Here is a 23070-nt window from a genome sequence, read left to right as displayed (position 1 = left end):
AAAGGCCGGCAAAAAACGCCAGAGGCGTCATGCGTTCTGTTTTTTGGCCCGTCGCCGCGCCACCATGCGGCGTATTACCACGTAAAATACCGGGGTCAGCAACAAACCAAAGAATGTCACCCCAATCATGCCGGCAAAAACCGCCGTGCCCATGGCTTGGCGCATTTCACTGCCCGCACCGGTAGACAGTACCAACGGCACTACCCCCATGATAAAGGCCATGGATGTCATCAGAATGGGGCGAAGCCGCAGCCGGCAGGCTTCCAGCACCGCATCAACAATACTTTTGCCGTAAAGCTCTTCTTGCTCTTTGGCAAACTCCACAATCAAGATGGCGTTCTTACAGGCAAGCCCTACCAACACAATCAAGCCAATTTGGGTGAAAATGTTGTTGTCACTGCCCTTGAGCATCACCCCAACCATGGCGCTGAGCAGGGTCATCGGCACGATAAGAATAATCGCCAGTGGTAAAGACCAGCTTTCATAAAGCGCCGCCAACACTAACAGCACCAGAATGATGACCAATGGGAACACGATATAACTGGTGTTACCGGCCAGAATTTGCTGATAGGTCAGTTCGGTCCACTCATAGGTCATGCCATTGGGCAAACTCTGGTTCAAGATGCGTGTAATGGCGGCCTGCGCTTGCCCGGTGCTGTAACCCGGCGCCGGGGCGGCATTAATTTCAGCGGTGGGATAACCATTGTAATGCATCACCCGGTCGGGGCCCGAGCTTTGGGTCAGGGTGACAAAACTCCCCAACGGCACCATGTCACCATCACGGTTGCGTACCTTAAAGAGGCGTATCTGCTGCGGGTCTTGCCGAAACTCGGGGCCGGCCTGGGCATTCACCTGAAAGGTGCGGCCAAAGCGGTTGAAGTCATTCACATATAACGACCCTAAGTAAATCTGCAAAGTATCGAAAATCGACGGCAGCGATACCCCTTGCACCATGGCCTTCTCGCGGTCTACATCCACATTCAGCTGCGGCACACTCACTTGAAAGCTAGAGAATATTCCGGTGAGCGCCGGGTTCTGCCACGCCTTTTGAATGACCTTTTGGGTTTGCTGATAAAGCGCTTCATAGCCCAGGCTGTTTTTGTCTTCCACCTGCAGCCTAAAGCCGCCAATGGTGCCCAAGCCCATCACCGGTGGTGGTGGGAAAATAGCGGTATAAGCTTCCTGGATTTTCGAAAATTCGCGGTTAAGGTCAGCGGCAATCGCATTGGCCGACAACGCCGGGCTTTTGCGCTCATCAAAGGGTTTGAGGGTGACAAAAAGCACGCCGCTATTGGTGCTATTGGTAAAGCCGTTAATCGATAACCCCGGGAAGGCTACCGCGTGCTCAACCCCTGGGTGCTTGAGGGCAATTTCGCTCATTTTGCGAATAACCGCATCGGTTCTATCAAGGGTTGCTGCATCCGGTAGCTGGGCAAAAGACACCAAATATTGCTTGTCTTGGCTGGGCACAAAGCCACTGGGAACATGGTGAAAGCTCAAACCGGTCAGTGCCAGCAAGCCACCATAAAGCACCAAGGTAATGGCGCTGCCACGCACCAATTTGCGAACCCCAAACACATAGCCGTCTGCCGCCCGGTTAAAAAAGCGGTTAAAGGGCCTAAACAGCCAAGACCCCAGCAGCCAATCGAGTAGCCTGGTTAGGCGGTCTTTGGGGGCGTCATGGCCTTTTAGCAACAAGGCCGCTAACGCCGGGCTTAAGGTCAGGGAGTTAAAGGCAGAGATAAAGGTTGATATGGCAATGGTTAGCGCAAACTGGCGATAAAACTGCCCGGTTAAACCTGAGATAAAGGCGGTTGGTACAAACACCGCAGCCAACACCAAGGCGGTGGCAATAATGGGGCCGGTAACCTCGGTCATGGCCTGCTTGGTAGCCTCTATCGGTGTTTTACCCAGCGCAATGTTGCGCTCAACGTTTTCCACCACCACGATGGCGTCATCCACCACAATGCCGATAGCCAGCACCATGCCAAAGAGCGACAAGGCGTTAAGGGAAAAGCCAAAGAGGTACATCACCGCAAAGGTGCCAACCAAAGACACCGGCACCGCCACCAGCGGGATTATCGACGCCCGCCAGGTTTGCAGGAATAAAATAACCACCAACACCACCAGCACAATGGCTTCCAGCAGGGTGTGGGCCACTGCTTTGATGGAGTCGCGTACAAACACCGTTGGGTCGTAGACAATGGAGTAGTCCATGCCTTGCGGAAATTTCTTCTTCAGCTCGGCCATCTTGGCCCGCACTTCATTAGAAAGGTCGATGGCATTGGAACCGGGGCGCTGAAAAATGGGCATCGCAACCGCTTGCTTGTTATCAAGCAAGGAGCGCAAGGCATAAGAGTCAGCCCCAAGCGCCACATGGCCAATGTCTTTGATACGGGTGATCTGCCCGTCGTCACCAACATGCACCACGATATTGGCAAACTCTTTTTCGTCAGCCAGACGCCCTTTGACATTGATCAGCAACTGAAAATCGGAATGATTGGCATCTGGCGGCCCGCCCAGTGAACCCGCCGCAACCTGCGTGTTCTGAGCACGAATGGCATCAACAACGTCAGAGGCGGTGAGGTTACGCGCCGCTAACTTGTTCGGGTCAAGCCATACCCGCATCGAATACTCACCGGCACCAAACAGCCGTACATCCCCTACCCCGTTTAAGCGCGCGAGCTGATCTTTAACATTCAGCAGTGCATAGTTGGACAAATACAACATGTTGTAGCGGTTATCGGGTGAGGTTAAATGCACCACCATGGTCAGATCGGGGGAGGATTTTTGCGCGACAACCCCCTGGCGCTGCACGTCTTCTGGCAATTTTGGCAGTGCCTGGGCCACCCGGTTTTGCACCTCAACCTGGGCATCATTTAAATTGGTGCCAAGGGCGAAGGTAACGGTTAAGGTCATGCGGCCATCAGAGGTGGACTGCGACGACATATACAACATGCCTTCGACACCGTTGATGGCCTGCTCCAGCGGCGTGGCAACGGTTTCGCCAATCACTTTAGGGTTAGCGCCCGGGTAGTTAGCCGTAACCACCACCGTCGGAGGCACCACTTCCGGGTATTCGCTAATAGGCAGTTTAAATACCGCCAGTAAACCTGCGATCAGCAAAATAATCGACAGCACACCGGCAAAGATGGGCCGCTTAATAAAAAAGGCGGAAAAATTCACTCAGAACTCCTCAACGGGCAGCGGTCAATGGCGTTGCGGCGCCGGGAAGTATTTGCGGGCCATTGCTGCGGGCTAATTGCTGCAATTGCGCTGGGCTTGCCATCGGTTCGGTTTCGGGGGTAACGGTGACACCAGGGCGCACCCGTTGCAGGCCATTGACGACGATAGTGTCAGCATCAGTCAGCCCCTGGGTAACCACTCGCAAGCCACTGTCTAAACGCGGCCCCAAGGTTACGTTGCGGTAGCTAAGCTGGTGTTTGGCGTCCATCACCAACACGTACTTCTTACCCAGGTCGGTACCGACCGCAACGTCTTTTATCAGCAACGCCGGGTGCATCTTGCTCGACGCCCAGCGAATGCGGGCAAACATGCCAGGGGTGAGCAAACCATCGTGGTTATCAAAAACGGCTCTGGCGCGGATAGTGCCGGTTTGGGCATTAATTTGGTTGTCGACAAAATCGATATGGCCAATAAAGGGGTAATTATTGCTGCCCGCCAGCCCCATCATCACCACTTGGTCAGGGTCGCGTGTGCCTTGGCGCAGGCCGTCTCTCGCCCGCTGGCTGTATTCAATAAAACGCTGCTCGTCGGCATCAAAATAGGCGTAAATGGCCTGGGTTGACACCAGGGTCGTCAGTAGGCTTGAGCCTGCGGTTACCAAGTTACCGGCGGTGATATAGGCCCGAGACACCCGCCCTGCCACCGGCGCGCGTATATCGGTAAATTCAAGGCTGAGTTTGGCAGCCTCTAGCGCCGCCGCAGTGGCTTTTACCGTGGCAATAGCCGTTTGCGCCGCCGATTCACGGGCATCGGCTTGCTCGGCGCTCATGGCGCTGTTTTTAAGATGCTTAGCACGGTTGGCCTCGGCGCTGGCCTGCTTGGCTTGCACCTGGGCGCTTTGCAGCTGAGCTTGCAAGCGCGCTACTTCTGCCGCATAAGGGCGAGGGTCGATTTGGAACAATAAATCGCCCTTTTTCACCAAGCTGCCTTCACTAAAGGCCACCTTGTCGATGTAACCCGACACCCTGGGCCGAATGTTCACTTGCTGCGGCGCCTGCAAACGGCCGGTGTATTGGTCCCACTCGTTAATGGGCTTTTTGATGACTTTTGCCACCGTGACCACCGGCGGTTGCGGCTTTGTTGCCGCTGTTTGTGCCTGGGGGGAACAACCGGCCAGTAACAACAAACTGGTTAACATCAGTCGTGAGGGAGACGACATGAAGAGCTCCAAAGGATTCGTGATTGACGTCACTATTCTCTGGTCGCACAATTACGCCGTCTAATTTATATATTGAATGTTAAACATTCATATTGGTGATGATATGAAGCAGTTGGATCTGAATTTGCTGGTGATCTTTGACGCCATTATGCGTGAAGGGTCGGTGTCTCGGGCCGCCAGCGTGCTGGCCATGACGCAACCTGCCGTATCCAACGCGGTTTCGCGCATGCGGGTGAGCTTTGGCGACCCCATTTTCATCAAAGAAGGCCGCGGCATTATCCCCACCCCTTTTGCAAAAGGCCTTTGGGAACAAACCCGGCAACAGTTACAGACCATTCGTAACGCCGTTGACCCAGAGCCCTTTGTTCCCGACCAAGACCGCTACAGCTTTCGCTTGGGGGTTTTTGATGTGGTGGTGGATCTTTATTGGGGCAGACTTCGCCAACGCATTGAAAAAGAAGCCACTGGCGTTGATATCGCGGCGGTGCCTTTTACCCTGGATAACATGCAGTCAATGCTACTTAATGCTGAAGTGGACTTTGTGATTGCCCAGCCAGTGCCCAACATGGCGCCGCAGCTGCGGTTCATGCATTTATTTGATTCTTACTATGCCACCAGCATGGGCAACCATCATCCTTTGGCCCATAAGCCGTTATCTTTGGATGACTACATTAGTGCCGACCACCTAATGGTGTCACTGGCCGGTGAAAGCCGCGGCCTTGTTGATTGCCTGCTTGCCGACTGTAACCTCAGCCGCCGGGTTGCCATGACCACCAACCATTTTTCTGTGGTGCCCAAGTTACTGGCCAACAGCAACCTCATTTCCACCCTGCCCTATGCGGCCATTTTTGAATACAGCCAATGTGGCGACCTTTGGGTCACCAAACCGCCCGTTGATCTTCCCAAAAAACCCATTTCACTGCTTTGGCATGAGCGCAACGACCGTAACCCGGCGCACCGCTGGTTGCGTGAAGCCATTGGCGATATTTCCCAAAAACTGCGTACTGAAAATCCGCTGCCCGAATGCTTATTGGCAGGCTGACAAAAATACCGGCCATGCATTACCATGCCCAAGCCTAACCAAGGAGTACGCGGATGTTATACGTGGTAATGCTGGGTGGACGACATGCCAATGCCAAAATCGAAGTACATGATGTGGTGTTTGCGGTAGCAAAATCGTTCGAGGAAACCTTCGAGCAGCTTAAAAGCCAATGGTTTGGCAGCCCTAAAGGCTTGCATATTGATTCATGGATGGCGGTTGATGGGGTCGACCAATACCAAATTACCTTATCGAGCAGTGCCCCGGCCGTTGGCGAACCCAGGCTGTTTTTCATCAACTTAGGCGGCTACCAAGACGGCGATTTTGGCGAAGCGCACCAATACCTGCTGGTGGTTGCCAAAGACAAGGCCGAAGCCAAGCAAAAAGGCAAAAACCAATACAATAGGCAATGGGACAAACCCCATACCGACGCCTTGCTGGACGTTGACGACTGCATTCCCATCGATTGTATTGAAGGGCGTTTTATTCAGCTAAAGGAAGGCTCACACAACGGTATCTTGCAGCAATCCGATTACATTCTGCTGTAACGAAAAAACGCCGCAATGCGGCGTTTTTGTCAGGCGGCGTAACTGTTTTTTCGCTCGTAATAAAACGCCACCATTTTATCCATTTCGGTTTGGTCGTAAGGCACTAGCCCCGACAACACCATCAATTTCTCGCCACAGCCAACAACCTGGCCGTTATCAACAAAATCAAAGCGTAAACGGGCGTTACCGCGGCGGCCTTCAACATCAAGATCGGCACCAGAAAACTCAATTTGCGGATCGTCAAGGGCAACGGATTTCAGATCAATGGCCATGCTTTGGTACATCACCAACGGCCGGGCCGGGTTCACCATTACCGCTTTGTCTTTCATCAATGGCAATAAAATGGGCGGAAAATTCTGCCCGGAAAACCGCACATAGCGTTTAACCAAGGTTTCGATAAGCGCTTTGTCTGGGTTTTTATCGCCAGCAAACGCCATATCCAGATATTCTTTGCCAGCAGCATCAACAATACGGGCATGTTGTTGCTGGCACTCTAGGTGCAGCGCCACATCACCGCCGACCATGCCGGAGAAGGTGCAACACATCTTTTGATGCAAGCCAATACGACTAACCAGCATGGCAAACAGCAAATCACCGGGTACACAAAAACGCTTGGCGTCTTCGTCGTGTATGGGATTGAAATCAGCAGCAACCCCTTTGGCAAAACGGCTGGCCTGAGCGCGGCTAAATGCAAACCCGTCTGCTATTTCCTGATGGTAATCTTTCAAAAACATAGGCTTAGTTTTAAACCTCTTCCTAAACTACCTTAAGTCTACCCCGTAACGAGGCCTAACATGGTCTAGCCAGATAGAAGGTTGGACCACTAATGACAGTTGACGTCAATCTTATACATTTAGCTAGTTTACTTTCTGAACAGATAACGACATGATGGGATTCAAGTATGGAAAGGACCATGCTTACCCTGAGGAATGTATTGTTTTTTCTTGGGTTTGTATACAAGCCGGCCTGCCGGCCGCCAATCGGAATAAAGAGTCATGTCAAATCAAGTGCAAGGTACCGTCAAGTGGTTCAATGACGAGAAGGGTTTCGGGTTCATTGAGCAAGAAGGCGGTAAAGACGTATTCGTACACTTCAGTGCCATCAATGGTAGCGGTCGCCGCACCCTGTCTGAGGGCCAGAAAGTGACCATGGTAGTTACCCAGGGTCAGAAAGGCCCGCAAGCGGAAAACGTGACCCCAGTTTGAGGGCCTGCCTGACGCTTGTATTCCCGGCGCCTTTTTGGCGCCGGTGTTGTTTTAGGCGCCATTGGGCCGCACCCGTAAAAATCGGGCAAAACGCGGCTTGCCGTTTTTGGTATAGCCATTAAAAGAAAAGGTCACCCTGTCGCCCACCTTTGGTGGATGTGCCCGGTCATGGTCACTAAAGCCGCCGCCAAGCTTAAAGCGAATACCGTTATCAAGTTCGATAAGTAAAGAACCCATCATGCCTTGGTATTTGCCCTTGCCTGGTTCTATGGCCAGCACCGTGCCTTCCATGTCGTCGGTCTTTTTCAGTTTTAACAAATCATTGCTGCGGCCATGGTAATAAAGGGCATCGGCCCGGTGCAGCATTAGCCCCTCACCACCGGCTTGGGTCACCTTATCCAGTTGTTGCTGAAGTGCTTTATCGTTTGCCAGCCGCTGCTGGGGAATAACCTCAACCCAAGGCAGTTTTAGTTTCAGTACCAAGGCTTGCATGGTTTTTAGCCGCGCAGAAAAGTCCCCGCTTGCTTGGGGCATATCAAACAGCATGTAATGCACGCGCCGCCAAGCGGCGTCATTCGGATGGCTATCAAGGACAATGGCGGCAACCTGGCTGAATTGGCCGCGGCCAATCCAAAGTTCACCGTCCAGTGGCGTCTTGGGAAGGGGCTCGGTGAACCATTTGGGCGCCGCAATGGGGTTACCCGTTTTGGTTAGCAGTTGCTGGCCATTCCAGCGGCCACGCACACCATCGAGTTTTTCACTGACCCAATACTGGCTGACATCAATACCGCCATGGTAATGGTTTGCCAGTAGTGGTTGTTCAGCACTGGCATTGCCAAAAACCAGCATTAGTAAAAGTGATAAGAAGGCTTTCATCTGTTCAGTCCTTTGATACAGAGCGCCTCTTAACTAAAGCTCAGCAAATGCCCCAAAGCAACGTGAAATACCAGCCACAGCTCGGCGCTTAACTATTGAGATGGCCTTGCTGGAAGATTATGGTGTAACAGGTCTTATCAGTTATTGCATTTAGGAGGCAACATGCTCGACTTACTGCCCGACCTTTGTGATGCCCACCCCGAAGGCTTGGAGTGGGTTGAAACCCCGATGCAGGATTTAGGCGGTAAAGCCATTTTCTGGGGCCAGGTGGTCACGGTGAAATGCTTTGAGGACAACTCACGCGTTAAAGAACTGCTGGCCAGCCCCGGCCAAGGCAAAGTGTTGGTTGTGGATGGCGGCAATTCCCTGAAAAAAGCGCTAATGGGCGATCTTATCGCGAAAAGCGCGGTGGACAACGGCTGGGCCGGGGTGGTTATTTTCGGTGCCATTCGTGACGCGGGTGAAATTGCCACGCTGGATTTAGGGGTAAAAGCGCTGGGGGTAACCCCTTTTAAAACAGAGCGAAAAGGCCTGGGCGACACTGGCGTTACGCTTAGGTGCGCAGGTGCCAACATCTACCCAGGCCAATGGCTCTATGCCGATAAAAACGGCATTATTTTAAGCGACAGCGCCCTCAACTGATTGGCGTTTTTTTAATTCGCGGCTGTAGCGAAAGGCCATCAGCCACAACCAACTGGCGCCTAACGGAATGGTCCAAAACGCCGTTGCCAATGGCGCGTAGTTGGCCCAAAGGCCGGTACCAAAAGACGCCATTTGCACACCGGTTGATGAGCCAATCACACAAATACCGGACAACAGCGGCCCCTTGTCACTGTCGATATCCATCGCTGCTGACAGCATCAATGGGAACAGCCCTCCCAAGCCAAGGCCGACCAGGAAGTTGCCAAAAGACATAATATAAGGGTCGCTGGTGAGCTTAATGGTAAAGGCGCCAACCGTCATAATACTGGCCAAGATCACCATCAGCCGGTGATTGCTAAACCAGCGCAAGAAGATGGAGAAACCTAACCGGCTTAGCACCATTCCGGCGGTAAAAAAGGCAAAGATAAAACGGGCTTTATCACCGTCAAAACCGCGGCCATTTTGCGCATAACTGACAAACCAGTTGCCGTTACCAAATTCCACGGCCCCATAGCCAACCCCTGCTAGCGCCAAAAACAAAAACACCGGCTTTTTTATGACATCGCCATAGGAAAGGCTTTCTTTATTCTTGGCTTCACCGATAGGGGCCAACTTTTTGCCTTTCTGCGCGGTGCGCCAGGCAAAGACAGCCAAAAAGACAAGGCCAACGGCCAACACCCGCAGTGGCCACCGCCAGGTGTGGTCGAGTGCATACAGGCCGGATACGTAAAAAGGCGCCGCCAGTGTGCCCAGGCTAAACATAAAATCCATTAGCCCCATCATTGCCGAACGTTTTGCCACATGCAGCCTGGCAATCAAGGTATGGCCAATGGTGAACATGCTGGAGCTGACGATGCCCAGCAAAAAGGCCCCTATCAGTAAGTACAACCAGTAGTGCACAAAAGACAGCAACAGCAGCAGTACGGTGACGATCACCGCCAACACCGAGAACAGTGATAAGAAATCAAACTTTTGAACATACTTGCCGCCGATAAAGGCACCGACAATCATGCCCATGGAGATCAGGGTGAAAAAGGCACCACTGACCACTTCACTCATTGCCAGTGAATGGGCCATGTCGGGTAACAAAATGCCCCAAAGAATGAACACCATTCCCAGCAGGAAAAAACCAACGAAAATCACTGCGGTTGCAGAACTGCGGCTCATAACGACTCCTTCAACGGGCTGCGCATTGTAAAGGGAAAGGGCAGCCCTCGACAGTGCCAATTTTGTGACAAGCTGAACGGTGCTTTAAAACATCTCGATTTTGTTCATTCAAGCCTGATGGCTATTACAACGGGACTAGCGCCATTGGTTACAACTTGATAACAGCGTATTGATAAGATATTGCTTACTTGGTGTAGCTTTATGAAAAAATTAACCTTTATGTTAGTGCTGTTGGCAACGGGCTGTGCTCAACAGGCGCAAACGCCCAAACCCACAGCACTGGCGCCACTGACCAAAGAGTCAGGCGGCGTGATGCCACAGAGCCAAAAAGACCTGCATTTCGCCAAAGCCGAACTGCATTGGAAAATATTGCCCCAGCAAAAAGCGCTAGAGGGCCATGCCGTATTAACCTTCACTGCCAAAGCCGCCCTAAACAGTATGTCGGTGGATTTAGACCCGGCCTTTGCCATTAACGCCGTCAGCCTAAACGGTATACCGCTCCCCAAAGCGCGCTGGCAAAACCCAGACGGGCGATTACGCATTCATCTTCCTGCCACCGTCGCCAAAGGCGAAGCCTTTGACATTGGCGTTGATTACGCCGGCAAGCCACATGTGGCAAAACATGCCCCCTGGGATGGCGGCTTTGTTTGGTCACACACCCCGGACGGCCAGCCGTGGATAGCCACCGCCGTACAAGGTGAAGGGTGCGATATTTTCTGGCCCTGCATCGACCAGCCCACCGGCGAGCCAGACGTTGCCGAACTCTTTATTACTGTTCCTGCCCCGCTGGTGGCCCCAAGCAATGGCGTCTTTCTCGGCGTGACCGAAAAAGACGGTTGGCGCACCTACCACTGGCAGGTTGCTCACCCCAACACCTATGCCATTGCCCTTAACATTGGCCCTTATCAAAAACTGCAAGCCACTTACCGCAGCCGTTTTGGCAATAGTTACCCCATGGATTTCTGGTATCTCAAGGGCGAGCAAAAACAGGCTGAAGTGCTATTTAAAGAGTTTCCAAAACAGCTTGGCTTTTTTGAACAGATGATTGGCCCCTACCCCTTTGCCAATGAAAAAATGGGCGTGGTACACACCCCACACAAAGGGATGGAACACCAAACGATTAACGCTTATGGCAACGATTATGCCCAAAGCATCTTTGGCTACGACAGCCTGCTGCAACACGAATTAGCCCACGAATGGTTCGGCAACCAATTAACCAATGTCGACTGGGACGACTTTTGGTTGCACGAAGGGTTTGCCACCTACATGCAGCCACTCTACGCCCAATATCTGTGGGGAGATATGGCTTATGATGCCCAGCTTTATCCTATTCGGGCAGGCATCAAGAACATCAGGCCCCTGGTGTCTGGCCACTCGCAAACCGAAGAAGGGGTTTATGATGAAAAACGCGGCCCCGGCCAAGATATTTACGCCAAAGGCGCCATGTTGCTGCACACCCTCAGGGGCTATTTAGGCGACAAGGTGTTTTTTAACGCCCTGCGTGAACTGGTTTACGGCACCCAAACCCCGGAGCCTGGCCACTTCAAACCGCGCTATGGCACCGGTAAAGAGTTTATTAGCATCGTTAATAAACTCAGCGGCCAAAATATGCAGTGGTTCTTTGATGCCTACCTGTACCAGGCAAAACTGCCTGCGCTTGCCAGCCACCGCGAGGGCAATACCTTGTATCTTGCTTGGCGGCAAACGGCGCACCCGTTCCCAATGCCGGTAGAGGTGATGGTCGACGGTGCTGTGCACACCGTTAAAATGCCCGGCGGTCGCGGCCAGTTAACAGTGGGAAATGCCGAGCGTATTCAGCTAGACCCTCACTCCAAGGTGCTAAAAGACGAGCCGCATTTTGCCGTTTACCAGGCTTGGAAAAAGGCGCAAAAAGACAAGGCGCAGGCGAAGAAAAAAGCCAAACAATCCGACAAATAAAAAAGGCCCCTTGGGGCCTTTTTTATTCAGCTGGCATCGGTAACTGACCGTTGTGCCAAAACATCTCGAGTGGGAACAGATATAAGTCATTGCCCTCACCGCCAAGAAAGCTCACGCCATGGGGGCCAACTTCACATAGCCAGCGCGTTTGTCGGCGCGGCCTTTTACTTAATAGCGCCTTTGGCGTAAACAGCGCCACATTAAGCTCTTGGTCGGGGCAACGCGCTGAGCGGTATTCAAAGGCCTCAACACCTAGCTGGCGAAGCTCGCTACCCAATTGCTGGCAATAGCGATAATCAGCAGGGTCAGTTAGCGCCTCTTGCTCAGGCCGGTCTTGTAACTTTTCACCTAGCTCGGTGCGGTAATAAAAGGCAAACAGGCTGTGCTGGGTGCGAAGCAGCTCACCAGGTGGCGGCGTGGCCATGGAATGATAAAAAACCAGCCGGTAGTAAGCCCCTTCGGTCAGGGTAACATTGATGGTTTTACCACCATAAAACAGGCTAGGTTCGTGAGGGCGACCAAAACGGGAGCCCCAGCGCAGCGGCGGGTAACGAAAAGGTGTGGCCAGTAAGTAATGCAGACTTTCAGTACCGGGTAGTCGTGGCGGCTTGGCGTAATCGAGTAAGTCTTCCAGCAATTGCTGCTCGGCCAGACTATCAACCAATTGTGATGTGGCAACTTGTTCTTGCGATTCCACTAAACGCCAGCCCATTCCTTGGATAGCGTGCATTAAATTTTGCCCCTAAGGCCATCAAGCAAGTTCACCAACTTTACCAAACCTTGCACCGATGCAACCTGCTCTTTCGGCACCCCTTGGCTTAGATGATTATGGGTCACCATAAAGTGCTTCATATCCGCACTTTGGCCGCCGGTAAGTGCAAACAGGCTGCGATGAAGGCGCACTAACAGCAGCGCCAGTTCGCCTTCTTTGCTGGCAGGTTCAATACCGTCTCGCAAGCGCGTTCGGTTACGGCCAATCACAGTGCCAATTTCAACCTGGGTTAACCCCAAGTCTTTACCGGCATTCAATACGGCTTTACTAAGTACGCTTTTCGGGTCGAGCTGAGCAACCGCTTGCATGACTGTCTCCTGCATCCTTTTGAGACATTATACAAACTATTATTGCAAAAGCTACACAGCAACCAAAGCGGGCCGCTGCCGCCAGCTCCAAACCCCAACTAGGGCTGTGGCCACCGCGATCAGGGTAAAAAGGCCAGTGTCAGACACTTTATCCATCAGTACCGAGGCCAGAGCCGGGCCAGCCAAACTGCCAATACAGTAAGACAGCAACAAAGCTTGGTTCATCGCCACCAGTTGCTCACCGCTGACTTGTTCACAAGCCCAGGCCATGGCCACCGGATACAAGGTAAAAGCAACAATACCCAGGCCCACCAACGACAAGGCAAAACCGTGGTGTGAACCCATCACCGATAACCAAAGCGCCGTTAGCGTCATAATGGCCATTTGCCCCAGCAGCACCGGGCGACGGCCAAAGCGATCAGCCAAGCGGCCGGTTGGCCATTGGCCAGCGATACCCGCTGCCACCAACACCGCCATCCAGCGACCGATTTGTGCATCATCAAGGTGCTGGCGTGACAAAAATACCGGCAATAAGCCGTAAAGGCAGCCCAAAACCACTCCTGCCAACACGCAGCCAACAACGCCGTTACGGGCTGATTTTAACCTCAGCATGGCAAAAGGACGGCAACTGGCATGTTGCGGGTTAACATGACTTTTGCCCGCCAAGGCTACCGGCACCATGGCCACACCAATCAGTGCGCTAACCCACACCATTACCGGTGTCATTTGCGTATCCGCCACCGACAGCAGCATTTGCCCGGCCACCGTGCCCAGGTAGTAAACCACCATATAGGCGGCCAGTAGTTGACTGCGCTGGGTGGCATCTCCCCGCACCATCAGCCAAGACTCCACCACCACCCAAATACAGGCACAGGCTACACCGGCGAAAAAGCGCCACCACAGCCAGCCGGCCAAGCTATGGCTTAGCCACAAACCTGATACCGATAACACAAAGGCTAAGCACACCAATTGGTAGGTCACCGAAAAGCCTAAGCGATTAATTAAACGCCCAGCCACCAAGGTGCCAACCAGGTTGCCGACAAAATACAGGGAGGTAACGCTACCAATGCCTACCGTAGACACTTGAGCTTTGGCTAACCAAAGCGGCACGAGGGTATTTTGGACCGCAATAGAAATGGTGAGCAGCAGCAGGCCCATAAGCAGCAGCACCACAGGACGGGCAAACATCTTTAAACCGAGGGGGGATAAAAAGTGGCGAGATTCTGCGCTTGCCGAGGCGATGATACAAACCGGCTTGGTTATCGTCAGGACAAAAAAATTTAATCAAAAATGCGGCGAGTACCGCCGTACAATAACGCCTTTATTTAGGTGTTGTCACGCACCGCGTTTTATCGAAAACTCGCGCAAGAAAAAAAGGCCCGCAGGCCTTTTAAAACTGACTAACAAAGGCACTGCTATCCGGGCGGGGCACCTTGAATTTGCTTTTAACCGGCGTGCCCAAATACAAAAAGCCCAGAATTTCGTCTTCGCCTTCAACCCCAAGCGCCTGGCGCACATGATAGTCGGTGGCGTAGCTACCGGTGCGCCAGATGCCACCAAAGCCCTGAGCGACTGCCGCCATCTGCATGGCATGCGCTGCAAGGCCAGCGGTAACCAGTTGTTCAAATACCGGCACCTTGGGGTGTTCTTTCACATTGGAAATAACCGCCATCACCATCGGGGCCCGTTCGAATAAATGCGCCGCTTTATCTTTTGCTTTGTCGTCGGCATCAGGGTTTTGTTGCAGCAGCGCTTTGAGGCAAACCTGACCTAACCGGCTCCTGCCCTCGCCGGCAATCACCACAAAGCGATAGGGTTGCAGCAGGCCATGGTCGGGCACCCGAAAGGCGGCCTGATAGAGTGTTTCTAAGGCATCGCCAGCGGGAGCCGGCGCTTCTAACTTGGGCTCAGAGGTACGATTTAACAACAGTTCCAATGCATCCATAACCACCTCTCTATGCGTTTGGTCCTAGCCTATCACCAATAACAATTGCCACGCACTTCAGCCAGCACTGTATTAAGCGATTGTTGCTGTCATAAAAAAGCCGCCAGTAATGGCGGCTTTTTTTGACTCAAAACCGGCTTACTCGCCACCACCCCAGGTGTCACGAAGACCAACGGTTTGGTTAAAGACCAAGGTCTCTGACTCGCTGTCGCGGCAGAAATAGCCTAATCGTTCAAACTGAAAACCGTTACCGGCTTCGGCTTGGGCCAAGGAGGCTTCTACATACCCCTGGCGGACAACCAAGGATGCCGGGTTAAGGGTAGCCAGGAAGTCCTCGGCGCCACCCGGGTTAGGCACGTTGAACAGGCGGTCATAAAGGCGCACTTCGGCTTGCTGGCCATGGGCTTTGCTGACCCAGTGAATAACCCCTTTTACCTTACGGCCATCGGCGGGGTCTTTACCTAAAGTGTCGGCATCGTAGCTGCAGAAAATGGTGGTGATATTACCGGCATCGTCTTTTTCAACGCGTTCGGCTTTAATCACGTAGCTGTTACGCAACCGCACTTCTTTACCCAAGACCAGACGCTTGTATTTTTTATTGGCCTCTTCACGAAAGTCTTCCGCTTCAATCACCAATTCGCGGCTAAAAGGCACTTGGCGGTTACCCATTTCCGGCTTGTTCGGGTGATTCGGTGCTTCAAGCCATTCCACCTCACCTTCAGGGTAATTTTCGATAACCAAGCGAACCGGATCCAGCACCGCCATAGCGCGCGGCGCATTTTCATTCAGATCATCACGAATACAGGCTTCGAGCATCGCCATTTCAACGGTGTTATCCATTTTGGTAACACCGATGCGTTTACAAAATTCGCGAATGCTTTCTGGGGTATAACCACGGCGGCGCATGCCAGCAATGGTAGGCATCCGCGGGTCGTTCCAACCTTCAACATGATGCTCGGTCACCAGTTGGTTGAGCTTACGCTTGGAAGTCACGGTGTAAGCCAGGTTCAGCCTTGAAAATTCATACTGGCGCGGATGGGTGTCAATGGAAATGTTATCCAGCACCCAGTCATACAGACGGCGGTTGTCCTGGAATTCCAAGGTACAAAGGCTATGGGTAATGCCTTCAATCGCATCAGAAATACAGTGGGTAAAATCGTACATCGGGTAGATGCACCATTTATCGCCGGTTTGGTGGTGGTGGGCAAATTTAACGCGATAAAGTACCGGGTCGCGCATCACTATAAAGCTCGATGCCATATCAATTTTGGCACGCAGGCAAGCCTGGCCTTCTTGGTAGCCACCTTCGCGCATTTTTTTAAATAGCGCCAAGTTCTCTTCAACACTGCGGTCACGATAGGGGCTATTTTTACCGGGTTCCTTTAACGAGCCGCGGTATTCACGAATTTGCTCAGGGGTCAGCTCATCAACGTAAGCCAGGCCCTTTTCGATAAGCTCAACCGCGTAATCATGCAGTTGCTCAAAATAATCGGAGGAGTGACGCACCTCTCCTGCCCAATCAAACCCGAGCCAATGCACATCGCGTTCAATGGAATCAACAAATTCCTGATCTTCTTTGGCAGGGTTGGTATCGTCAAAGCGCAGGTTACACTGCCCTTGGTAATCAACAGCCAAACCAAAGTTAAGGCAAATAGACTTGGCATGACCAATGTGCAGATAGCCGTTAGGTTCAGGTGGAAAGCGGGTATGAACGCTATGATGTTTACCGCTTTGGAGATCCGCATCAATAATTTGGCGGATAAAATTGCTGGGACGGTTTTCGCCCGCATTGCTCATAGCGAGTCCTCTGATACTTTCTGATAGGGTGAAAAATTTCCCCTATGATCCATGAAAAAAGGCAGTGAAACAATAGACCCATGGCCCATTGCAAATACAGTCTAACCGGCGCTCGGATCCTAACCCGTCAAGGGTTTATCTCTGGCCACTTAGTGATAAGCGACGGCATCTTAGAAGCTTGGCTTCCTTATAACCAGCTGCCCCCTAAGCCATGGGTCGACTGCTCAGAGCTGACCATAGCCCCTGGCTTTGTCGATTTACAACAAAATGGCGGCTTTGGCCTACTGTTTAACGATACCCCAGACCTGCCCACCCTTCAAAAACTCAATGAAGGCAACCTACAGCACGGCACCACAGGCTTTCTAGCCACACTGATTACCGATGAAGACGCTAAAGTTGCCGCCGCCATTAAGGCTGCTCGTCAATATCAAGGGGAAGGGTTGATGGGGCTGCATCTGGAAGGCCCCTGGCTTAATCCCAATCGAGGTGGTATTCACGACTCACGGTTAATAAGGCCGGTCAGTCACGACCTTCTCAACCTGATTATTGATGCCGCAGATGTCGTAAAAGTGCTGACCTTAGCGCCAGAAACCGTCGACAGTGAGGTGATTAGAAAACTCACTCGCGCCGGTATCACTGTCTCCGGCGGCCATACCCTTGCCAACGAAGCCCAAAGCCTGGCTGGCATTGATGCCGGCCTTAGCATGGCAACCCATCTTTTTAATGCTATGCCCCCCATTAGCGCCAGGGCACCGGGTTTTACAGCAACGGCCATGGAAAGAGGCCTGTATTGCGGCGTTGTCGCCGATGGCGTGCATGTCAACGCCACCAATGTACGATTGGCGAAACGGGTACTGGCCGACAAGTTGTTTTTAGTGACCGACGCCACCCCGGCTAGCGGCGCCCCGGACCTTGCGCAATTTGCTTTTGCAGGGAAAACCATCACCGTTGAAGATGGCCGCTGCTTAGGGCCAGACGGTACCATTGGCGGCTCTAATCTGACCATGGATAAAGGCGTGGCCAACTTGGTCGGCATGGGCATTGAGTTTGCTGATGCCCTGACGATGGCTGGCGTTACGCCGCGCCTGGCACTGGGTATGCAAAGGCTTCAGCCGGGCATGAAAGCCCAACTGGTGGGCCTTTGCCCAGCCATGAAAGTACGCGGTACGGTGCAAGGCACGCAGCTACTGGAAGTGGCATCGAACGGATAAAAAAGGCCGCTTCAGCGGCCTTTTTTAAAAGAGATAAGCACCAAAGCCCCAAATAACAACGCCAAGGCCGAGCATAAACTCAAAGACCAAAATGCCAATGGCGAAGATAGAGCCCGAGACCCGCAGGCTTTCTTCTTTGGCAATATTAAGAAAGCTGGGTACCGCCAGAAACAGTAAATAGCCGGAATAAAGCAGCCCTGCCGCCCCCACTAACAGGCATAACCACACCATGGGATACAGCGCCACCAAGCCACTTAAAAACATTGGTGTGGCAATGTAGCCGGCAAATACGGTGCACTCTTTTAGCGTTGGCCGCTGCGGGTAATCCCTTGCCAGCCAGTGGATCACATTACCCATAAGTGCTACGCCACCCAAGATCACCGCATAAAACACAATGCCCAGTAGCAAGGCGGTCGACAGTTGCAGGGGTATATGGCCGCTGCCTAAGTTCCAGCCAACCTGAGTAGTACCGATAAAGGCACAAATCACCGGTATGGCCGCTAACATCAGCACATGATGAACGTAATGGTGAGATACCGTCTCGTGTTCCTTGGCGATATCGTGCATCTCACGGTCAGGATGAGTAAGCAGGCCCCAGATATGACTCATAACATCACTCCTCTGAACTTGCATGGTGCTCCACGTGAACACCTGTAACACAAGTATAATCAGCCTGCTCAAGCTTGCTTAGAAAGCCACGCTTGTTCAGTGAGCGGTAATAGCTTGGCTTTTAGTTAACAACACTTCATCAAAAGACACGGCTTGATGCGGCCTTTGACCTCGCAGATCTTCCACCATCATGGTAATGGCGCCGCCCTCACTTTTAGGGTGGTCATAATTCACGCCGATAGGTGCGCGGCCAAAGCCATTTTCCGCTAAGGCCTTGCTTATTGCAGCACGGGCCGCAATAACGTCTTCCACAGAGTCGCCCCATATTTTGTACATACAATGCGCCTTGGCATCGCAAGACACCGCCTGCATGCTGATATCACGGCTTTGTTCTAACTGTTTTGCACTCGCCCAAATTTGCCGAGTAGCAGCCTCGCTATGGCTATTGCCGTTTTGGGCTTGACTTAAACGCTGTTCAAAGTCAGCAACTTGCTCGGCCCTATCCGCGCCGAGATCACGATTTTGCGTATTGGCTGCAGGCTCGTCCGTTTGCGCCAGGGGTGAAGCGGCAGGCACCGATGGTGGGGCGGTGATATTGACAGTGGCTGGCACCGGCGTAGGCTTGGGAGGCGGAGCCTGAGTGAGCTTGTAGTTAAGCGCTGGCTGAGTTGGCGGCGCCTCATTAGCGCCACCCAACCACCAAGCCCCCAGACCAAACCCCACAACTAAAACTATCAGGTAACGGAAGACTCCCTTCATACCAAATCCTCTAGGCTAAATGGACCGAAAACATGCGCAACCACATTGATTATATTGAATTTCCGGCCAAAGACATTAAACGATTAAAAGCGTTTTACAGCACCGTTTTCCAGTGGGAATTTACCGACTATGGCGCCGATTACAGCAGTTTTGACGACGGCAAGCTGAAAGGTGGCTTTGCCAAACAAGACAACTTTATCCCGGCAGGCAGGCCGCTGGTGGTGATCTACCACCCAGAACTGGAACGTAAACAGCAGCAAATCGAAGCCGAAGGTGGCCGTATCATAGCGCCGATATTCAGTTTTCCTGGCGGTAGACGTTTTCATTTTACCGATCCGGACGGCAACATGTTGGCGGTCTGGAGCGAGCAGTAACCTGAACAAGGCAGCGGTTGTAACTTGCCAGCCAAACGCCCCTTCGACAAAGCTAAAAAAGCTTAACTTTTAGGAGGTTAGAATGGCGGTTTGGCTGAAAAAGCTCATGGATGACGAAGACGCACGTGCCTGCAAGGACATTAGCGACCAAGCCTGCCACCATCAACCTCGCAGTTTTCTGATTCATATCGTCGCCCTCAGCCTAACCAAAACGGGCGACGGCCTGATTGACCCTAAATTAACCTTAACCTGGTTATTGGGCGCACTTGGCGCCCCGCTGGGCCTTACTGCCTGGCTTGTGCCGGTGCGAGAGTCTTTGTCACTACTGCCGCAGCTGGCGATTGCCAGTGAACTGCGCAAAAGGCCCATTCGCAAAACCTTTTGGGTAGTAGGTTCGGTGGTACAAGGCCTTTGCATCCTCGCGATGGCCTGGGTGGCATTTTGCCTAAAAGGCGAACTGGCGGGCATCAGCATTCTTGCGCTGTTAGCCGGTTTTAGTTTGGCGCGCGGGGTTTGTTCTGTTGCCATTAAAGATGTTCAGGGAAAAACCATCGCCAAAAACCAACGCGGCAAAGTGTCAGGCTATGCCGCCAGTGTGGCCGGGGCCAGCGTCATTGTCTTGGGGCTCGCTGTTGCCTTTGGCTGGTTTAATTCCCCAGGTAGCGCCCTGTTGGGTAGCCTGCTGGTACTCGCCGGCTTACTTTGGCTGGTTGCCGCGGCAGTTTATCAACAACTGCCGGAATACGAAGGCGCAACCGAAGGGGGAAAGAATGGCTTAAAAACAGCGGTGAAAGGGTTTTTAACGGCAATGAAAAATAGCCGGTTTCGGCGTTTTTTATTCACCCGCACGCTACTGTTGGCTAGCGCACTCATGACGCCTTTTCTGGTGGCCATGGCCGGTAAAAATAATCAGCACATTGAAACCTTGGGCGTGCTATTGCTGGCATCAGGGCTTGCAAGCTTTCTTTCTGGGCCGATTTGGGGGCGCTTTGCTGACCGCTCTAGCCGTTTGGTGATGTGTGTGGCAGCAATGCTAACCGCCCTCACCGGCCTTATTACTTGGCTGTTAGGGGCTAGCGGCAACAATTGGGGCTTTGCCATTATGATTTTTGCCATCAGCGTGGCTCATGCCGGAGTGCGTTTAGGGCGTAAAACTTATCTTATTGATATGGCCAACAGTGAAAACCGCGCAACCTTAGTGGCCTTATCCAATACCGCTATCGGCATTATGCTGCTGGTTATTGGCGGTTTAACCGCCGCCATTGCCCAATATCTTGACGCCCAATGGCTGGTGCTCATGCTAAGCGTGCTGGCACTCCTTGCTGCTGTTTCAGCGTGGTTTATGGACGAAGCCTGATACTAAGGCCGAGCCTTTCAGGCACCATGGTGTGCTGTTATTTGTACAAGGATGCGCAATATGGATACCCAAACCAAAAATTGGGCCGTTGCCTGCCACGCTGCCGCCCTAGCAGGATTCTTAGTACCCCTTGGCAATATTTTAGGGCCGGTGGTGGTTTGGGCCATCAATAAAGACCGTGCAGCTTACATTGATGAACAAGGCCGGGAAGCCGTTAACTTTCAAATTACCGTCACCCTTGGTGCATGTGTTTCGTTGCTGCTGTTGATGGTGGTTATCGGTATTCCATTGTTGGTGCTGCTGAGTATTTTTAATGTGGTCATGCTCATTATTGGCATCGTCAAAACCGCCAACGGTGATGCTTTTCGTTATCCCTTTAGCCTGCGTTTTTTATAGAGGAGACCTACATGAAAGCGCCTATTGCCGCTTTTACACCGGTAGTGCTTTTAGTGATCGGCTTTTTACTGGGTCTAACCCTCGACAAACTTTATCCAACCCCACTCAAACCCCTATCTTGGCTGTTAGTTGTGCTGGGTCTTGCCATCGCCTTGTGGGCACTCGTGACACTGCTGCTGGCGAAAACACCACTCTTTGGGTGTAAAGAGGCGACAAAACTGGTGACAAAAGGCCCCTATCGATTTTCGCGAAACCCGATGTACCTGGGGTTTGCACTCTTTTACTTGGGTCTTGCGCTTTGGTTAAGCAGCCCCTTCGCTATCGTCATGCTGCCGGTGAGTCTCTACTGCCTTTGGTTATTCGTTATTAGAAAAGAAGAAAAACACCTTAAAGAGCAGTTCAAAGCTGATTACCAAAACTACTGTGCCAAGGTACGCCGCTGGTATTAACCCAGGGGATTACTGGTATCGGCACTGGTGCTCTGTGCTTGCCTGTACAGGTTAGCTCCGTCGGCCAATAACAGCAGGTAGCCAAGCATTCGTTGGTAGCAATTAACCTGTACCACCATGGCCTTAAGCCCTTGTCGGCGGTGTCTTCAATAGCAAAGCGTGTTAGGCTGCGTTTTTTCACTATCGGCAACGATAATGGACTCATCACGCCTTAAGGTGCTGGCTGGCCAGCACCTTTATGAACCTTGGAAAGGGAGCTTAAGTGGCCTGATTAGCCATTTAGGCGCGGTGCAACTTGATGCCATTCAGGTCATAAGCCGCGCCCATCACCACCAGCTATTTAATCGCGTAGCGCACTATCAAGAATCCCAATTAGCCGATGCCGAAGCCAAGCGAGAGATCTTTGAATATTGGTCTCACGCAGCCGCCTACCTACCCATGACCAGCTACCCCTATGCTCGCGTGCGCATGGACAGAATTCGTGAAGGCCAGCGCCATTGGTTTGAGAAAAACGCCAAGCTGTGCCGCTACGTACTCGATCGCATCCGCGCCGAAGGTCAGCTCAAGGCCTCCGATTTTGTTAAAGCCAAGGGTGGCTGGTGGCAGTGGTCTGATGAAAAAAAGGCCTTAGAGCAGCTGTTTCATGAAGGGGAACTGATGGTCAGCCATCGTGACGGTTTCCAAAAAGTGTTCGATTTACCCGAGCGCATATTGCCGTCTGATACCGTAACCGAACGTGCCAGTGACCTCGACTACGGTTGTTATTTAGTGCGCACCTTTCTTCGCTGCCAGGCCTTTGGCCGGGTTGAAGAAATAGCCTACCTGCGCCCTGGCGACAAAACGCTGGTAAAAGACGCGGTGGCCGCAATGCGCAAAAGTGGCGAAGTCATCGAACAAAATGGTGAGCTCATGCTGCACTGCGCTGAGTCTGTGCCCCCTAAAAAGGCCCCTCGCCAGGTACGGTTGTTGTCACCTTTTGATCCCTTGATTTTGCAACGAAAACGCCTTAACCGCCTGTTCGATTTCCAATACCAACTGGAATGTTACCTGCCAGCGCCCAAGCGCCGCTTTGGCTATTTTGCGCTGCCCATTCTTTATGGTGACAAACTGGTTGGCGTGGTTGACCTAAAAGCCGACCGCCCTAATAACCAATTGCTGGTTAAAGCATTGCACTGGCAGAAAAAACCAGGCTCTGGTTTACTTGGCAGCTTCAATAAGGCCTTAGCTGATTTCGCCCGTTTTCACGGCATAAAGGAGGTGGTGTTTGTTTAAG

General features: G+C 52.4%; 23 protein-coding genes. 11 read left to right on the top strand and 12 right to left on the bottom strand.

Translation table 11 applies throughout. The features are described 5' to 3' along the window. Positions 1-27: 27 nt before the first annotated feature. Both DW350_RS08000 and DW350_RS07995 read right to left on the bottom strand, forming a co-directional pair. A complete protein-coding gene (locus DW350_RS08000) occupies positions 28-3186 on the bottom strand; it encodes an efflux RND transporter permease subunit (protein ID WP_115718361.1) in 3159 nt (1052 codons plus the stop codon). A gap of 10 nt (positions 3187-3196) precedes the next feature. Continuing rightward, positions 3197-4405: an efflux RND transporter periplasmic adaptor subunit gene (locus DW350_RS07995; protein WP_115718360.1), complete on the bottom strand. Its 1209-nt coding sequence runs from the start codon at positions 4403-4405 to the stop codon at positions 3197-3199. Between the two features lie 103 nt (positions 4406-4508). Here DW350_RS07995 and DW350_RS07990 point away from each other — a divergent pair, with 103 nt between their 5' ends. Then, positions 4509-5447, top strand: a complete 939-nt coding sequence (locus tag DW350_RS07990; RefSeq protein ID WP_115720592.1) for a LysR family transcriptional regulator — start codon at positions 4509-4511, stop codon at positions 5445-5447. 53 nt (positions 5448-5500) lie between these two features. Further along, positions 5501-5992, top strand: a complete 492-nt coding sequence (locus DW350_RS07985) for a DUF1543 domain-containing protein (RefSeq protein WP_115718359.1) — start codon at positions 5501-5503, stop codon at positions 5990-5992. 29 nt (positions 5993-6021) lie between these two features. Here the strand turns inward: DW350_RS07985 and DW350_RS07980 are convergent, their stop codons facing one another. Continuing rightward, positions 6022-6726, bottom strand: coding sequence for a DUF3581 family protein (locus DW350_RS07980; protein ID WP_115718358.1), 705 nt, complete (start codon positions 6724-6726; stop codon positions 6022-6024). A 261-nt stretch (positions 6727-6987) separates the two neighbouring features. Here DW350_RS07980 and DW350_RS07975 point away from each other — a divergent pair, with 261 nt between their 5' ends. Further along, entirely contained in the window at positions 6988-7197 is a 210-nt protein-coding gene (locus DW350_RS07975; RefSeq protein WP_115718357.1) for a cold-shock protein, read from the top strand. A gap of 51 nt (positions 7198-7248) precedes the next feature. Here DW350_RS07975 and DW350_RS07970 read toward each other — a convergent pair whose 3' ends face one another. Next, positions 7249-8073 (bottom strand): DNA ligase, encoded by an 825-nt coding sequence (locus DW350_RS07970; protein ID WP_115718356.1) that lies wholly within the window; start codon positions 8071-8073, stop codon positions 7249-7251. A gap of 162 nt (positions 8074-8235) precedes the next feature. Between DW350_RS07970 and DW350_RS07965 the strand changes: the two genes are divergently transcribed. Next, complete coding sequence (locus DW350_RS07965; RefSeq protein ID WP_115718355.1) at positions 8236-8715, top strand: putative 4-hydroxy-4-methyl-2-oxoglutarate aldolase; 480 nt, start codon at positions 8236-8238, stop codon at positions 8713-8715. Here DW350_RS07965 and DW350_RS07960 read toward each other — a convergent pair. Further along, entirely contained in the window at positions 8692-9882 is a 1191-nt protein-coding gene (locus DW350_RS07960) for an MFS transporter (protein WP_115718354.1), read from the bottom strand. The two genes, DW350_RS07965 and DW350_RS07960, sit on opposite strands and share 24 nt — an antisense overlap. Before the next feature lie 201 nt (positions 9883-10083). Here DW350_RS07960 and DW350_RS07955 point away from each other — a divergent pair, with 201 nt between their 5' ends. Beyond that, positions 10084-11820, top strand: a complete 1737-nt coding sequence (locus DW350_RS07955; protein WP_115718353.1) for a M1 family metallopeptidase — start codon at positions 10084-10086, stop codon at positions 11818-11820. A gap of 22 nt (positions 11821-11842) precedes the next feature. Here DW350_RS07955 and DW350_RS07950 read toward each other — a convergent pair whose 3' ends face one another. The 5 genes from DW350_RS07950 to glnS form a co-directional block, all read right to left on the bottom strand. After that, on the bottom strand, positions 11843-12550 hold the full coding sequence (locus DW350_RS07950; RefSeq protein WP_115718352.1) for an RES family NAD+ phosphorylase: 708 nt from the start codon (positions 12548-12550) through the stop codon (positions 11843-11845). Further along, positions 12550-12900, bottom strand: a complete 351-nt coding sequence (locus tag DW350_RS07945) for an antitoxin Xre-like helix-turn-helix domain-containing protein (protein WP_115718351.1) — start codon at positions 12898-12900, stop codon at positions 12550-12552. Before DW350_RS07945 ends, DW350_RS07950 begins: the two co-directional genes overlap by 1 nt. A gap of 51 nt (positions 12901-12951) precedes the next feature. Continuing rightward, positions 12952-14088 carry an MFS transporter gene (locus DW350_RS07940; RefSeq protein WP_115718350.1) on the bottom strand — a complete coding sequence of 379 codons (1137 nt, stop codon included), beginning with the start codon at positions 14086-14088 and terminating at the stop codon, positions 12952-12954. A 202-nt stretch (positions 14089-14290) separates the two neighbouring features. Further along, complete coding sequence (locus DW350_RS07935; RefSeq protein ID WP_115718349.1) at positions 14291-14845, bottom strand: NAD(P)H nitroreductase; 555 nt, start codon at positions 14843-14845, stop codon at positions 14291-14293. Positions 14846-14983: 138 nt separating this feature from the next. Further along, positions 14984-16642, bottom strand: coding sequence for a glutamine--tRNA ligase (glnS, locus tag DW350_RS07930; protein WP_115718348.1), 1659 nt, complete (start codon positions 16640-16642; stop codon positions 14984-14986). 80 nt (positions 16643-16722) lie between these two features. On the opposite strand from glnS, the gene nagA reads away from it, so the two are divergent. After that, on the top strand, positions 16723-17853 hold the full coding sequence (gene nagA / locus DW350_RS07925; protein WP_115718347.1) for an N-acetylglucosamine-6-phosphate deacetylase: 1131 nt from the start codon (positions 16723-16725) through the stop codon (positions 17851-17853). A 24-nt stretch (positions 17854-17877) separates the two neighbouring features. Here nagA and DW350_RS07920 read toward each other — a convergent pair whose 3' ends face one another. Both DW350_RS07920 and DW350_RS07915 read right to left on the bottom strand, forming a co-directional pair. Beyond that, on the bottom strand, positions 17878-18462 hold the full coding sequence (locus DW350_RS07920) for a Yip1 family protein (protein WP_115718346.1): 585 nt from the start codon (positions 18460-18462) through the stop codon (positions 17878-17880). A 96-nt stretch (positions 18463-18558) separates the two neighbouring features. Further along, positions 18559-19221, bottom strand: a complete 663-nt coding sequence (locus DW350_RS07915; RefSeq protein WP_115718345.1) for a hypothetical protein — start codon at positions 19219-19221, stop codon at positions 18559-18561. 32 nt (positions 19222-19253) lie between these two features. Here DW350_RS07915 and DW350_RS07910 point away from each other — a divergent pair, with 32 nt between their 5' ends. The 5 genes from DW350_RS07910 to DW350_RS07890 all read left to right on the top strand — a co-directional run bounded on the left by DW350_RS07910 (position 19254) and on the right by DW350_RS07890 (position 23069). Then, positions 19254-19595 (top strand): VOC family protein, encoded by a 342-nt coding sequence (locus tag DW350_RS07910; RefSeq protein WP_115718344.1) that lies wholly within the window; start codon positions 19254-19256, stop codon positions 19593-19595. Positions 19596-19677: 82 nt separating this feature from the next. Then, positions 19678-20952, top strand: coding sequence for an MFS transporter (locus DW350_RS07905; protein ID WP_115718343.1), 1275 nt, complete (start codon positions 19678-19680; stop codon positions 20950-20952). A gap of 60 nt (positions 20953-21012) precedes the next feature. Then, complete coding sequence (locus DW350_RS07900) at positions 21013-21348, top strand: DUF4870 domain-containing protein (protein ID WP_226911413.1); 336 nt, start codon at positions 21013-21015, stop codon at positions 21346-21348. 11 nt (positions 21349-21359) lie between these two features. After that, a complete protein-coding gene (locus DW350_RS07895; protein WP_115718341.1) occupies positions 21360-21797 on the top strand; it encodes a methyltransferase family protein in 438 nt (145 codons plus the stop codon). A gap of 195 nt (positions 21798-21992) precedes the next feature. Next, entirely contained in the window at positions 21993-23069 is a 1077-nt protein-coding gene (locus tag DW350_RS07890) for a winged helix-turn-helix domain-containing protein (protein ID WP_115718340.1), read from the top strand. Position 23070 lies beyond the last annotated feature (1 nt).

It is taken from the genome of Gallaecimonas mangrovi, from assembly GCF_003367375.1.
GTDB classification, from domain to species: Bacteria; Pseudomonadota; Gammaproteobacteria; order Enterobacterales; family Gallaecimonadaceae; genus Gallaecimonas; species Gallaecimonas mangrovi.
Note: the sequence above shows the minus strand (reverse complement) of the source record. Positions and strands in the feature narration are given on the sequence as shown.

Bases quoted from the DNA above. Each gene is read 5' to 3' on its own strand.
- DW350_RS07915 (WP_115718345.1), bottom strand. From the start codon at position 19,221: ATGAAGGGAGTCTTCCGTTACCTGATAGTTTTAGTTGTGGGGTTTGGT.
- DW350_RS07995 (WP_115718360.1), bottom strand. From the start codon at position 4,405: ATGTCGTCTCCCTCACGACTGATGTTAACCAGTTTGTTGTTACTGGCC.
- DW350_RS07890 (WP_115718340.1), top strand. From the start codon at position 21,993: ATGGACTCATCACGCCTTAAGGTGCTGGCTGGCCAGCACCTTTATGAA.
- DW350_RS07905 (WP_115718343.1), top strand. From the start codon at position 19,678: ATGGCGGTTTGGCTGAAAAAGCTCATGGATGACGAAGACGCACGTGCC.
- DW350_RS07920 (WP_115718346.1), bottom strand. From the start codon at position 18,462: ATGAGTCATATCTGGGGCCTGCTTACTCATCCTGACCGTGAGATGCAC.
- DW350_RS07950 (WP_115718352.1), bottom strand. From the start codon at position 12,550: ATGCACGCTATCCAAGGAATGGGCTGGCGTTTAGTGGAATCGCAAGAA.
- DW350_RS07970 (WP_115718356.1), bottom strand. From the start codon at position 8,073: ATGAAAGCCTTCTTATCACTTTTACTAATGCTGGTTTTTGGCAATGCC.
- DW350_RS07960 (WP_115718354.1), bottom strand. From the start codon at position 9,882: ATGAGCCGCAGTTCTGCAACCGCAGTGATTTTCGTTGGTTTTTTCCTG.
- glnS (WP_115718348.1), bottom strand. From the start codon at position 16,642: ATGAGCAATGCGGGCGAAAACCGTCCCAGCAATTTTATCCGCCAAATT.
- DW350_RS07965 (WP_115718355.1), top strand. From the start codon at position 8,236: ATGCTCGACTTACTGCCCGACCTTTGTGATGCCCACCCCGAAGGCTTG.
- DW350_RS07895 (WP_115718341.1), top strand. From the start codon at position 21,360: ATGAAAGCGCCTATTGCCGCTTTTACACCGGTAGTGCTTTTAGTGATC.
- DW350_RS07945 (WP_115718351.1), bottom strand. From the start codon at position 12,900: ATGCAAGCGGTTGCTCAGCTCGACCCGAAAAGCGTACTTAGTAAAGCC.
- DW350_RS07910 (WP_115718344.1), top strand. From the start codon at position 19,254: ATGCGCAACCACATTGATTATATTGAATTTCCGGCCAAAGACATTAAA.
- DW350_RS07990 (WP_115720592.1), top strand. From the start codon at position 4,509: ATGAAGCAGTTGGATCTGAATTTGCTGGTGATCTTTGACGCCATTATG.
- DW350_RS07975 (WP_115718357.1), top strand. From the start codon at position 6,988: ATGTCAAATCAAGTGCAAGGTACCGTCAAGTGGTTCAATGACGAGAAG.
- nagA (WP_115718347.1), top strand. From the start codon at position 16,723: ATGGCCCATTGCAAATACAGTCTAACCGGCGCTCGGATCCTAACCCGT.
- DW350_RS07955 (WP_115718353.1), top strand. From the start codon at position 10,084: ATGAAAAAATTAACCTTTATGTTAGTGCTGTTGGCAACGGGCTGTGCT.
- DW350_RS07980 (WP_115718358.1), bottom strand. From the start codon at position 6,726: ATGTTTTTGAAAGATTACCATCAGGAAATAGCAGACGGGTTTGCATTT.
- DW350_RS07935 (WP_115718349.1), bottom strand. From the start codon at position 14,845: ATGGATGCATTGGAACTGTTGTTAAATCGTACCTCTGAGCCCAAGTTA.
- DW350_RS07940 (WP_115718350.1), bottom strand. From the start codon at position 14,088: ATGTTTGCCCGTCCTGTGGTGCTGCTGCTTATGGGCCTGCTGCTGCTC.
- DW350_RS07985 (WP_115718359.1), top strand. From the start codon at position 5,501: ATGTTATACGTGGTAATGCTGGGTGGACGACATGCCAATGCCAAAATC.
- DW350_RS07900 (WP_226911413.1), top strand. From the start codon at position 21,013: ATGGATACCCAAACCAAAAATTGGGCCGTTGCCTGCCACGCTGCCGCC.